General features: G+C 70.0%; 12 protein-coding genes and 2 pseudogenes. 11 read left to right on the forward strand and 3 right to left on the reverse strand.

The genetic code is table 11. The features are described from left to right. Positions 1-62 precede the first annotated feature (62 nt). The 5 genes and pseudogenes from CG719_RS36925 to CG719_RS33300 all read left to right on the forward strand — a co-directional run. Positions 63-239: pseudogene (locus CG719_RS36925) on the forward strand (pyridoxamine 5'-phosphate oxidase family protein); the annotation flags it as partial. Between the two features lie 180 nt (positions 240-419). After that, positions 420-2048: a transposase gene (locus CG719_RS33285; protein ID WP_199836879.1), complete on the forward strand. Its 1629-nt coding sequence runs from the start codon at positions 420-422 to the stop codon at positions 2046-2048. Between the two features lie 7 nt (positions 2049-2055). After that, positions 2056-2169, forward strand: a pseudogene (locus CG719_RS36930) (pyridoxamine 5'-phosphate oxidase family protein); the annotation flags it as partial. Positions 2170-2204: 35 nt separating this feature from the next. After that, the gene (locus tag CG719_RS33295) at positions 2205-2588 is read left to right on the forward strand and encodes a 5-carboxymethyl-2-hydroxymuconate Delta-isomerase (protein WP_159025010.1); all 384 of its coding nucleotides are present in this window, start codon (positions 2205-2207) and stop codon (positions 2586-2588) included. 103 nt (positions 2589-2691) lie between these two features. After that, positions 2692-3510, forward strand: coding sequence for an isocitrate lyase/PEP mutase family protein (locus tag CG719_RS33300; protein ID WP_100572436.1), 819 nt, complete (start codon positions 2692-2694; stop codon positions 3508-3510). Between the two features lie 141 nt (positions 3511-3651). Here the strand turns inward: CG719_RS33300 and CG719_RS33305 are convergent, their stop codons facing one another. Continuing rightward, on the reverse strand, positions 3652-4293 hold the full coding sequence (locus tag CG719_RS33305; protein ID WP_100572437.1) for a superoxide dismutase: 642 nt from the start codon (positions 4291-4293) through the stop codon (positions 3652-3654). A gap of 75 nt (positions 4294-4368) precedes the next feature. Next, positions 4369-5550 (reverse strand): HoxN/HupN/NixA family nickel/cobalt transporter, encoded by a 1182-nt coding sequence (locus tag CG719_RS33310; protein ID WP_199836880.1) that lies wholly within the window; start codon positions 5548-5550, stop codon positions 4369-4371. A gap of 280 nt (positions 5551-5830) precedes the next feature. Between CG719_RS33310 and CG719_RS33315 the strand changes: the two genes are divergently transcribed. The 3 genes from CG719_RS33315 to CG719_RS33325 all read left to right on the forward strand — a co-directional run bounded on the left by CG719_RS33315 (position 5831) and on the right by CG719_RS33325 (position 7632). Further along, the gene (locus CG719_RS33315; protein ID WP_100572438.1) at positions 5831-6133 is read left to right on the forward strand and encodes a hypothetical protein; all 303 of its coding nucleotides are present in this window, start codon (positions 5831-5833) and stop codon (positions 6131-6133) included. A gap of 140 nt (positions 6134-6273) precedes the next feature. Continuing rightward, the gene (gene rpmF, locus CG719_RS33320) at positions 6274-6444 is read left to right on the forward strand and encodes a 50S ribosomal protein L32 (protein ID WP_100572509.1); all 171 of its coding nucleotides are present in this window, start codon (positions 6274-6276) and stop codon (positions 6442-6444) included. A 6-nt stretch (positions 6445-6450) separates the two neighbouring features. Continuing rightward, positions 6451-7632, forward strand: a complete 1182-nt coding sequence (locus CG719_RS33325; RefSeq protein ID WP_100572439.1) for a GTP-binding protein — start codon at positions 6451-6453, stop codon at positions 7630-7632. A gap of 20 nt (positions 7633-7652) precedes the next feature. Here CG719_RS33325 and CG719_RS35620 read toward each other — a convergent pair whose 3' ends face one another. Beyond that, positions 7653-7877 carry a YozE family protein gene (locus CG719_RS35620; protein WP_159025011.1) on the reverse strand — a complete coding sequence of 75 codons (225 nt, stop codon included), beginning with the start codon at positions 7875-7877 and terminating at the stop codon, positions 7653-7655. A gap of 212 nt (positions 7878-8089) precedes the next feature. Between CG719_RS35620 and CG719_RS33335 the strand changes: the two genes are divergently transcribed. From CG719_RS33335 to CG719_RS33345, 3 genes are all read left to right on the forward strand, one after another. Continuing rightward, positions 8090-9154 (forward strand): Dyp-type peroxidase, encoded by a 1065-nt coding sequence (locus tag CG719_RS33335; RefSeq protein ID WP_100572441.1) that lies wholly within the window; start codon positions 8090-8092, stop codon positions 9152-9154. A 19-nt stretch (positions 9155-9173) separates the two neighbouring features. Beyond that, a complete protein-coding gene (locus CG719_RS33340) occupies positions 9174-9989 on the forward strand; it encodes a family 1 encapsulin nanocompartment shell protein (protein ID WP_100572442.1) in 816 nt (271 codons plus the stop codon). Between the two features lie 85 nt (positions 9990-10074). Beyond that, positions 10075-11793, forward strand: a complete 1719-nt coding sequence (locus tag CG719_RS33345; RefSeq protein ID WP_100572443.1) for an alpha-keto acid decarboxylase family protein — start codon at positions 10075-10077, stop codon at positions 11791-11793. Positions 11794-11800: the final 7 nt, after the last annotated feature.

Consider the following 11800-nt stretch of genomic DNA (forward strand, 5'->3'; position numbering starts at 1 on the left):
ACGCCGGACCAAACGCCCGGATCAGGTGGGAGCCCGTACACCACTTCCCAGGACGCAACCCTTCCGCAACTGCGCGGAACGTCCGCGAGGAGCCGCGCGTGAGGCTGGCGCTGCCGGACACCTTCGATGTGGTGCTTCTCCAGGGTGCGGCGGAGTGCTTCCTGGATCAGGATGTGCCCGGAGACGCAGCGGAGGCGTTCGCCGCGAAGTTCGGGTGGGACCCTCGCGCGGAGGAGGGTTTGAACTGCTGCCGTTTGGCAGCGGTTGGACGTGTTCTGGTGTGTATGAGTGAGCGTGGCGTGCGTGAAGGCGCGCGGCTGGGGGCGGCGACCGGGAGTTCTGGTTTCGAATGCGTGACCTTTGACCGGGGCTGCTCGTTGGGTGCGGTGACGGTTGCGGTTTCGGGCGGGGGTGAGGGTGTGGGTGGGCTGCGTGAGGTGGCGGCGTCGTTCGTGGTGCCCGGCCCGTCCGGGGTGACGGTTCGGGGCAGTCTCAAGGGTCTGACCGGGCAGGACGAGGCGGTGCTGCGCCAGGTCGGCGCTCTGCTCGGTTCGCTGGCCTCTCGCGATCTGAGGGTGCGCTGCGCGGCGGGGCTGGAGCACGACGGTGAGCAGTGGGCGTGGCGGAAGCGGGCGTTGTCCGGGGAGTCGTCGTCGCGGTGGGCGGGCGGCATCACCAAGTTCACGCACGATCAGTGGGCTTTGGCCCGGCGCGGACAGTTCGCCCACATGCAGAGTCTGCGGGCGGGCGTCGAGACGATCGCGCACCGGCTTGCGCAGCCGGTCGGGGCCAGGGGTGCCAAGGGGGTGCCGGGTGGTTACCGCTCCGAGCGGGAGTGGTTCGCCAAGTCCCGGCGGCTGCATGTCCTTGAGGACCGGCTGGAGCGGGTGCGGGCCGACTGGGAGGCCGGGCGGGTGCGGGTGGTGCGCGGCGGCAAGAAGTTGCTCAACAGCCGGCATCATCTGGAGGCCGCCGGGCTGACCGAGGCGCGGTGGCGGTTGCGGTGGCAGGCCGAGCGGTGGTTCCTGCAGGCCGATGGCGAGTCCGGGAAGCGGTACGGCAACGAGACGATCCGCGTCACACCCGGCGGTGAGGTGAGCATCCGGCTTCCGGCTGCCCTGGCCGGGCTGGCGAACGCGCCGCACGGCCGGTACGTGCTCGCTTGCCGGATCGTCTTCCGCCACCGGGGCGAGCAGTGGGCCGACCGTGTCGCGGCCCATCGTGCGGTGGCTTACCGCGTCCACTATGACCCGGACCGGGGCCGCTGGTATGTGACTGCGTCCTGGCAGACCCCGCCCGTGCGGACCGTGCCGCTTTCGGCTGCTCGTGCGGGTGGGCTGGTCGGCGTCGACATGAATGCCGACCACCTGGCCGCCTGGCGCCTGGACGCACACGGAAACCCCCTCGGCGTGCCCCGCAGGTTCGACTATCAGCTGGACGGCACCGCGGGCCACCGTGACGCGCAGGTCCGCCATGCCCTGATCCGCCTGCTGCACTGGACGGTGCGGCACGGTCTGTACCTCGCGATCGAGGACCTCGACTTCGCCGCCGAGAAGACCCGGGAGAAACACGGTCGCCGCAAGCGGTTCCGGAAGCTGATCTCCGGCCTTCCCACCGCCCGCCTGCGGGCTCGGCTGGTGTCGATGGCCGCCGAGCTCGGTGTCGCCGTTGTCGCGGTTGACCCGGCCTACACCAGCCGCTGGGGCGCCCAGCACTGGCAGAAACCCCTCACCAGCAAGAACAGGAAGCCTACGCGGCACGACGCTGCCGCCGTGGCGATCGGACGACGCGCCCTGGGATGCCCGATCCGGCGTCGGACGGCACCGCCCCCACACGACCGGAGTGATCGTGCGGGGCATCGGACCGTCCAGGCCGCATCGGGCACCCCGGGGCGTGAGGGACCCCGCCCCCGCGTTCCCGGACCACGGACACGATCCGTGCCGCCCGGACGCGGAGCGAAAGCGGGCGACCAGAGTGCCCACAACCGTTCGGGGCACACGGCTGAGCACGAGCCCTGGACCCAGGACTCACTCCCGCTCAGTTTCTAGGAACGGTTCCTTCTTGTATGTGCGCGTGGTGCCGAGGAGTGTGCGCGCCTGGCGCGGCGTGCCGGAACTACGCGGCAGAGTCATCATGCGCGACGGGACGTGGCTGGAACAGCGGACGTGAGTGTTGAATATGCTGCGTCCATGCCACATGTGACCGTGACGTACACCAATTCACTGGGCGACAGCGGGGTCCTCGAGTGTGACTTGCTCGGCCCGGAGCTGCACTCGCTGATCGTCGCCAACAGCGGCGCACGCCCCGAGGCTTGCCGGATCCGTTTCATCTACCCTCAGGACGACTGGTACATCGCCGATCGCACGGAGGAGACCCATCAGGCGGTCCACATCGAAATCGCGCTGAAGGCCGGCCGCAGCGCCGAGGTCAAACGCGCGCTCAGCGAATCCGTCCTCGCGCTTCTTCGCACACGCGTCGGGCCGCTACCGGAGTTCGAGGTCCACTTCTCGGTCGAAGTACGCGACCTCGACCCGGACGGGTATGCGAGCCACATCGAGCCCGCCGGGGATGTCCCCCAGGACACCTGAGTCGACGTCGGGTTCGATCTGGGGGGCTCCGAAAGGGACCCGCATCGGCGTCGATGTCGTTTTCTCGCCGGAGGACGCGCGGCGGGCGTGTTTGACTCCAGGCATGACCTCCACGCAGCCGGCCAAGGCCCGGCTCTTCCGTTCCCTGCACACGTCCGCCGCGCCCCTCGCGCTCGCCAATGCCTGGGACGTGGCGAGCGCCCGGGTCGTCGAATCCGCGGGGGCCTCCGCGATCGCCACCACGAGTGCGGGCGTCGCCTGGTCGTTGGGGTCGGCGGACGGTGACGCGCTCGGCCGCGATCAGGCGCTGGGGTTGATCTCCCGCGTCGCCGCCGCAGTCGCGGTTCCGGTCACCGCCGACATCGAGGGCGGGTACGGGCAGGACGCGGCCGAGGTCGCCGAGACCGTCACGGGGGTGCTCGCGGCGGGTGCCGTCGGTGTCAACATCGAGGACGGCACCCGAGCCCCGGCGGAGCTGGCGACGCGGCTGGCCGCCGCCCGGCGGGCCGCTGAGCACGCGGGCGCTGAGTTGTTCCTCAACGCCCGCGTCGACACATACCTGTTGGGACTCGGGGACCCGGACACCCGGCTCGAGGAGACCCTGGCCCGGGCACGCCGGTACGTGGATGCCGGCGCGGACGGCGTCTTCGTTCCCGGTGTCACCGACAAGACCACGATCGTGGCGCTGGCGGAGGGCATCTCCGTACCGCTGAACGTCATGGCAGGCCCCGGCGCCCCGAGCGTCGCCGAGCTGGGCGCCCTGGGCGTGGCCCGCGTCAGTCTCGGCCCGGGTGTGGCGCAGGCCGCATACGCCGCCGCCCGCCGTGCCGCGCGGGAGCTCTTCGACACCGGCGGCTACGAATCCCTGTCCGCCGGCCTCACCTTCCCGGAACTCAACGCGCTTCTCTCCGAGACCAGTTGACTCGGGCTTCGGGGCACTGACCGGTCGAGGTCACGCGGAAGTGCTCCCCCGGGCAGTGTGCCAGGGGGAGCACTTCGCTGTGCGCCTGCCGGTGAAGGGTGAGAAGACGATCACGAGCAGGACATTCGCGGGACTACGTCGTCACGGCGCGAGCAGCAGGCTGTCACCGCGCTCCTTGGCGGCGGCGTAGCGCCTGGCCACGTCCTGCCAGTTGACGACCTGCCACATCGCCTCGATGAAGTCCACCTTCTGGTTCTTGTACTGGAGGTAGAAGGCGTGCTCCCAGGCGTCGAAGACGAGGATCGGGGTGGAGCCCTGGCCGACGTTGCCCTGGTGGTCGTAGACCTGCTCCACGACCAGGCGGCCGCTCAGCGGCTCGTACGCCAGCACGCCCCAGCCCGAACCCTGGGTCGTGGCCGCGGCCTTGGACAGCTGCGCCTTGAAGCCCGCGAAGGAGCCGAACGATTCGGCGATGGCGTCGGCCAGCTCCCCCACGCCGTCATTCTCCAGCGGCTCGCCGCCCCCGTCGCCGGTCATGTTCTGCCAGTAGATGCTGTGCAGGATGTGCCCGGAGAGGTGGAAGGCCAGGTTCTTCTCCAGGCCGTTGATCGAGCTCCACGACTCCTTGTCCCGCGCCTCGGCCAGCTGCTCGAGCGTGTCGTTGGCGCCCTTGACGTAGGCCGCGTGGTGCTTGTCGTGGTGCAGCTCGATGATCTCGGGGCTGATGACCGGGGCGAGCGCCGCGTAGTCGTACGGGAGCTCCGGGAGCGTGTAGACCGGCATGTCCAACATCATCCTTCGACTTATTGCGCATGAGTTGCAAGTGCATGCTAGCAGCAACAAAGGTGGCTCGCCGAGCTATCGGGCACTGTGCTCGGCGGCCCGTTCCGCCGGCGCCGTGCCGGTCATGCCCGCTTCCCACTTCTCCTCGATGCGGCCGAGCCTCCACACCACCGCGGCAACGGCCCAGGTGACGACGAACAGGCCGACGACGACACAGCCGACGATGTTCAGGTCGAGGCCGGACACCCAGCCCCGGAAGCGGCCGTGCAGGCCCGCCTTGCCGGCGATCAGGCCGAGGAGTTCCACGGTGCCGATGATGAGCGCGACGGCGACGGACAGTCCCGTCACGGTGAGGTTGTAGTAGACCTTGCGGACCGGCTTGGAGAAGGCCCAGCCGTAGGCGAAGTTCATGAACGAGCCGTCGATCGTGTCCAGCAGCGACATGCCGGCCGCGAAGAGCACCGGCAGGCAGAGGATGGCGTACCAGGGCAGTCCGGAGGCGGCGCCCGAACCGGCGAGCACCAGCAGCGCGATCTCCGTCGCGGTGTCGAAGCCGAGGCCGAAGAGCAGACCCAGTGGATACATCTGCCACGGCTTGGTGACGGTCTTCGTCAGGCGCCCGAGCAGCCGGTTCATCAGGCCTCGGTTGGCGAGCTGCTCCTCCAGGGCCGCCTCGTCGAAGTGCCCGGCCCGCATCCGCCGGAAGACCTTCCAGATGCCCACCATGATGAGCAGGTTGATGATCGCGATGACGTAGAGGAACGTTCCGGGGACGGTCGTGCCGATCCAGCCGGTGATGTCATGCAGTTCGGAGTCGTCGTCGCGGACGGGACCGGCCAGCGCTCTCACGCCCAGGGAGAGCAGGAGTGCCAGGGTGAAGACGATCGTGGAGTGTCCGAGGGAGAACCAGAAGCCGACGGACAAGGGGCGCCTGCCCTCCCCCATCATCTTGCGGGTGGTGTTGTCGATCGCGGCGATGTGGTCGGCGTCGAAGGCGTGCCGCATACCGAGCGTGTAGGCGGTGACTCCCATGCCCGTGCCGAAGGCCTGGGTGCCCACGCTGTAGTGCCGCGGTGCGACGATCGCGACCAGTGTGAACCAGCCGATGACGTGCAGCGCGAGGATGAATGCGGCCATCCCGCCGGCACCGGCCCACTCCCTCCGCGTCATCGACGTGCGGACGCGGTGCCAGGTGAGACCGCGTGCGGCAGCGGTCGCGGCGGGGCTCGCGGGGGCGGTGTCGGGTGCGGTGGGCATGGAGGTGCGGACCTTACTCGTCGCTGAGCGGCCGCCTTCAGCCGCACCTCCAGATTTCTGCACATCAAGTGCAACTACAAGGATGAGGCAGCAAAGGGGCGGTCAATTCGACTGCCCCCGCGGACCGACCTCCTCCCGGCCAGGCCGAGCGCACACCCCAGCCCCCATGACATTCCCCTCGAATGCTCACAAATCGACCTATATTGACTTCATGACGCACGGCCCGCGACAGCACCGCCCGCGGGCCGCCGGACGACATCCCCTCCCCCAGGAGCAGCGCATGAGTACCGCCGCCGCACACCGCACCCACGACGACCACACCCACAGCCATGGCGAGGGCTGCGGTCACGTCGCCGTCCCGCACGGCGACCACGTCGACTACGCGCACGACGGCCACCTCCACAAGCTCCACGACGGCCATGTCGACGAGTGCGTGACCACCGGCCACACCACCCACGCCCACCACGACCACCAGCACGGCGAGGGCTGCGGACATGTGGCCGTGCCCCACGAGGACCACATCGACTACGCGCACGACGGACACCGCCACGCCACCCACGAGGGGCACTGGGACGACCACTGACGCAGACGGAAGCCCCCGAGCGACCCGAGGCCGGCACCCCCGAAGGTGCCGGCCTCGGCCTTTCCCCCAAATAGTAATGAGATTCGTTTTCATGTAGCCTCCTGGTGCTCACCGAAGGTGAACCGAACCAGGAGGACCCCATGGCCGTTCCCAAGCGCAAGATGTCCCGCAGCAACACCCGCCACCGCCGCGCCCAGTGGAAGGCGGCCACACCCGCCCTCGTCCCGGTCACCGTCGACGGCGTCGCGTACCTCGTGCCCCAGCGGCTCGTGAAGGCCTACGAGCGCGGCCTGCTGCACCCCGAGGGCTGACCGCCGATGCCTTCCGACCGACTCCCCGTCACAGTTCTGTCCGGATTCCTCGGCGCGGGCAAGACGACCCTCCTCAACCACGTCCTCGCCAACCGTGAGGGGCTGCGCGTCGCCGTCATCGTCAACGACATGAGCGAGGTCAACATCGACGCCGCCCTGGTGCGCGGCGGCGAGGCGGCTCTCTCACGCACCGAGGAACGCCTGGTCGAGTTGACCAACGGCTGCATCTGCTGCACGCTGCGCGACGACCTGCTCGAAGAGGTGGACCGGCTGGCCCGCGAGGGCCGCTTCGACTACCTGCTCATCGAGTCCTCGGGCATTTCGGAACCCCTGCCCGTGGCGGCCACGTTCGCGTTCGCCCGCGACGACGGCGCCATCCTGGCCGAGACGGCCCGGCTCGACACCATGGTCACGGTCGTCGACGCCGCCGGCTTCCTGCCCGAGCTGACCGGCGGCGACGAACTCGTCGAGCGCGGTCTCGACCAGTACGAGGACGACGAGCGCACGGTCAGCGACCTGCTGATGGACCAGGTCGAGTTCGCGGACGTCATCGTGCTGAACAAGCTCGACCTCGTCGACGAGGAGTCGGCCGGCCGGCTGCGGGCCGCACTCACCCGCCTCAACCCGCTCGCGCGCGTCGTCCCGGCCGTCCACGGCCGGGTGCGGGCCGGCGACGTACTGGGCACCCGGCTGTTCGACCTGGAACGCGCCCAGCAGGCCCCCGGCTGGGTGAGGGAGCTGAACGGCGACCACGTTCCGGAGACGGAGGAGTACGGGATCTCCTCGACCGTCTTCCGCGCCGGGCGGCCGTTCCACCCCGGCCGGCTGTGGACGTTCGTGACCGGGGAGCTGGACAGCGGCGCGTTCGGCGAGGTGCTGCGCTCCAAGGGGTTCTTCACCCTGGCCGGCCGCCGGCAGGTGACGGGGCTGTGGTCACAGGCCGGGTCCGTCGCACGTTTCGAACCCTCCGGCGCCCGTGACGCCGGCAGTCCCGAAGACCAGGAGCTGGTCTTCATCGGCACGCACCTGCGCGCGGAAGCACTGCACGCGGCACTGACCGACTGCCTCATGGCCGACGGCGAAAGCCTGCCGCCCGTCGACCCGTTCCCCGCCTGGGACACCTACGGCATCGACGACGCCTGCGAGCACGAGCATGCCGACCCCGGGGCACAGCCGGCGCGCGTCTGAGGGACGCTGGTCCCCTGTCCTCAGTGCAAGTGGTGCAGGTGCTCGAACTCGCTCCAGGCCCGGGACAGGGTGTCGATCACCTCCGGGGCGGCGCCGCGGCTCTCCAGGTACTCGCGGTAGGTCTCGATCGTGGCCGTCACGGGCCATTGGGGGTCGTTCGCGACGGAACGGGCGAGGGATCCCAGGCGGTTCAGCTCGTCGGTGTGGCTCGTGAGCCACCGTGTGAAGTCGTCTGTGTCGTTCATGGCATGTCTTCTCGCAGAAGGAACGCCTGGTCCTGACCTGGCCGTCCTCCCCCTCGGGCAGCCCTTCCTCCAGGCTCCCACGGGCGCGCGGCAAGTCAAACCGGTCGCCGCGCGGTCCGGACCTGGGCGGCCGAGACGCGGTGGCGGGTGCCGAGTACGGGCCATACGGTGAACAGGTGCCCGCCCGTGACCGTCAGGAAGGGGCGTGCTCCGTGTACGCAGACTCCCGGGCCCCCGAGCCCCAGCCGGTGCTGTCCCCGCTGACGGGCGCGGCGATCTTCCTGGTCCTGAGCATCGACCGGGGTGGCGAGCCGGTCGTACGGGACACGTTGTCCGAACTGAACGGGCTGCAGAAGGCGGTCGGGTTCCGGGCGACGCCGGAGGGGAAGCTGAGCGTGGTCGTGGGCGTCGGCTCGGAGGCCTGGGACCGGCTGTTCGCGGGCCCGCGTCCGGCGGAGCTGCATCGGTTCCGCGAGCTGGCCGGGGCGCGGCACCGGGCGGTCTCCACCCCCGGCGACCTGCTGTTCCACATCCGCGCGGCCCGCCCGGACCTCTGTTTCGCGCTGGCCTCCGAGATCATGGAACGGATTCGCGGCGTCGTCACCGTGCGGGACGAGGTGCATGGATTCAAGTACTTGGACGTGCGGGACCTGCTCGGTTTCGTGGACGGCACGGAGAATCCGACGGGCCGGGCGGCGCACACGGCGGTCCTGATCGGCGACGAGGACCCGGAGTTCGCCGGGGGCAGCTATGTGGCCGTGCAGAAGTACGTGCACGATCTGGAGGCGTGGCACGCGCTGCCGGTGGAGGCGCAGGAGATGGTGATCGGCCGCCGGAAGCTGTCCGACATCGAACTGGACGACGCGGTCAAGCCCGCCGACTCGCACGTGGCGATGACCACGATCGAGGACCCGGACGGGACGAAGCACGAGATCCTGCGCGACAACATGCCCTTCGGGACCGTGGGGCAGGGCGAGTTCGGCACGTACTTCATCGGCTACGCCCGTACTCCGGCCGTGATCGAGCGGATGCTGGAGCGCATGTTCCTGGGCGCACCGCCCGCCACCCACGACCGGATCCTGGACTTCTCCACCGCGGTGACCGGGTCGTTGTTCGCCGTGCCCACCAGTGACTTCCTCGACGAGCTCCCCGACGCGCCGGCCGAGCGTGCGAGCGAGGAGGGCGGCGGAGGTGCCGAGTGGACCGAGCCGCCGCCGGCGGCGGTCCGGACGCCGGCCGCGGACGGCTCGCTGGGGATCGGCGATCTGAGGATGTGACAGGAGGCGAGCATCCGCGATGGACAATCTGCACCGCGAACTGGCACCCATCTCCGCCGCCGCGTGGGCCGATCTGGAGGAGGAGGCCCGGCGTACGTTCAAGCGGCACGTCGCGGCCCGCCGCGTCGTCGACGTGCCCGAGCCGGGCGGCCCGGAGTCGGCCGGTGTGGGGACCGGGCACCTGCGGACCGTCGCGGCTCCGGCCGAAGGGGTCGAGGCGCGCGTACGCCGGTTCCAGCCGCTGGTCGAGCTGCGGGTGCCGTTCACCGTGGACCGGCAGCAGGTCGACGACGTCGCACGCGGGGCCAAGGACGCGGACTGGCAGCCGGTCAAGGACGCCGCGCGGCAGATCGCCTTCGCCGAGGACCGCGCCGTGTTCGAGGGCTACCCGTCCGCGGACATCGCCGGTCTGCGGGAGAGTTCGTCCAACTCCGCCGTGACCCTGCCGGCCGAGACACGCCAGTTCCCGGACGTCGTCAGCAAGGCCCTGACCGAGTTGCGGCTCGCCGGGGTCGGCGGCCCGTACGCACTGGCGCTGAGCGCCAGTGCGTACACCGCGGTCAGCGAGACCTCCGACTACGGCTACCCGATCATCGAACACATCGGCCGGGTGCTGGACGGCGACATCGTCTGGGCGCCCGCCATCGACGGGGCGTTCCTGCTGTCGACGCGGGGCGGGGACTTCGAACTGCGCCTCGGCCAGGACCTGTCCATCGGTTACCTGTCGCACGACGACACCAGCATCCGTCTGTACTTCCAGGAGACGCTGACCTTCCTCGTACACACCGGCGAAGCCGTCGTACCCGCACGGGAGTCGACGTCCTCGTCCGGCTGACCCACGGCGGCCGCGGCGGGGGCGGACATGAAGGCCGCCACACGGGGGATTCCCGACGAAACCGCCCGACAGGGGACGGGACATCATGACGACTACGACCACACCGCCCACGACCGCGTCGTCGACGGCGACCATCGGTGACTTCCTCCTGCGGCGCCTGCGGGAGGCGGGCATCGGGCACCTCTTCGGTGTCGCGGGTGACTACAACCTCGAGTTCCTCCTCCAGATGGAGGAGCGCCACGACTTCATGTGGGTCGGCAACTGCAACGAGTTGAACGCCGCCTACGCCGCCGACGGTTACGCGCGGATGAACGGGATCTCCGGGCTCGTCGTGACCCACGGGGTCGGGGCGTGGAGCGCCATCAACGGTGTCGCGGGCGCCTACAGCGAGCACGTTCCGGTCGTCTGCGTCTGCGGATCGGTTCCGCTGAAGGCACTCGACCGCGGACTCCGGATGCATCACACCTCCGGGGAGCCCGAGTACGACGACGTGCTGCGCGGCTACGCGCAGGTCACCGCGGCACAGGCCCGGCTGACACCGCAGAACGCCGTGGCGGAGATCGACCGGCTCATCCTGACCGCCTGGCGGCGCAAGCTTCCGGTCTACATGGAACTGCCCTCCGACATCGCGCACCTGGACGTCGAGGTTCCGTCGGAGCCGCTGGTGCTCGCGATGCAGAGGAGCGACCCGGAGCGGCTGGCGGCGTGTGCCGACGCGATCGTCACGCGCCTCAGCAACGCCCGTTCGCCGGCGATTCTGCTCGACCTCGACGCGGACCGCTTCCAGGTGACGGGTGAGCTGCTGGAGTTGGCCGCCGAGCTGAAGGCCCCGATCGCGGCCATGAACACCTGCAAGGGGATCGTCGACGAGAACAGCCCGTACTTCCTCGGTCTGTACGCGGGTTCGGGCAGCAAGCCCGAGATCCGCGAGGCGGTGGAGCACAGCGACGGGCTGCTGGCGATCGGGGTGCGGCGGGTGGACACCACCTGCGGCGGCTTCAGCGACGCGCTCCCGCCGGGCCGGATCGACGCCCGCGGGGACGGTGTGGACATCGGTCCGGACAACTACCAGGGCGTCTGTCTGAAGGAACTGCTCCGCCGGGTCGCGGACAGCGTCCAGGGCAGGGAATCCGGATACTCACGTCCGGCGCGTACACCGCGAGAGCCCGGAGGGGTGGCGGGCTCCGATCCGCTGACCCAGGCGGCGTACTGGAGCATCGTCCAGGACTTCGTCCGCGAGGGCGACGTGCTCATCGCCGAGGACGGCACCTCCGAGGCCGGCTGCTGGGGCCTGGACCTGCCGCCGCGGTGCCCCATCGTCACGCAGGCCGTCTGGGGTTCGATCGGTTACGGCGTGGGGGCGGCCCTGGGCACGCTCCTGGCCGCGCCGGAACGCCGCCACCTGCTGTTCGTGGGCGACGGATCCTTCCAGCTCACGGCGCAGGAGGTGTCCACCATGCTCAGGCACGGCCTGAAGCCGGTCATCTTCCTGATCAACAACGGCGGTTACACCATCGAGCGGACCATCTGCGGCAGGGACGGGCGCTTCAACGACGTCGCCAACTGGGCGTACGCCGACCTCCCGAAGGTCCTCCATCCCGGGACGAACGCCCGGACGGCGGTCGTTCGGACCCCGGCCGAACTGAGGGACGCGCTCGCGGCACCGCACGACAGCATGATCTTCATCGAGGCGATCATGGACAAGTACGACGCCCCGCCGACCGCCGTCGCCTCCGGACACCGCATGGCGGACATCGACTACGGCCCGCGCGGCCCCCAGCACCGCCCGGGAGTCCAGATCTGACCCCGCT

The organism is Streptomyces sp. CB01373, from assembly GCF_002803075.1.
Taxonomy (GTDB): Bacteria; Actinomycetota; Actinomycetes; order Streptomycetales; family Streptomycetaceae; genus Streptomyces.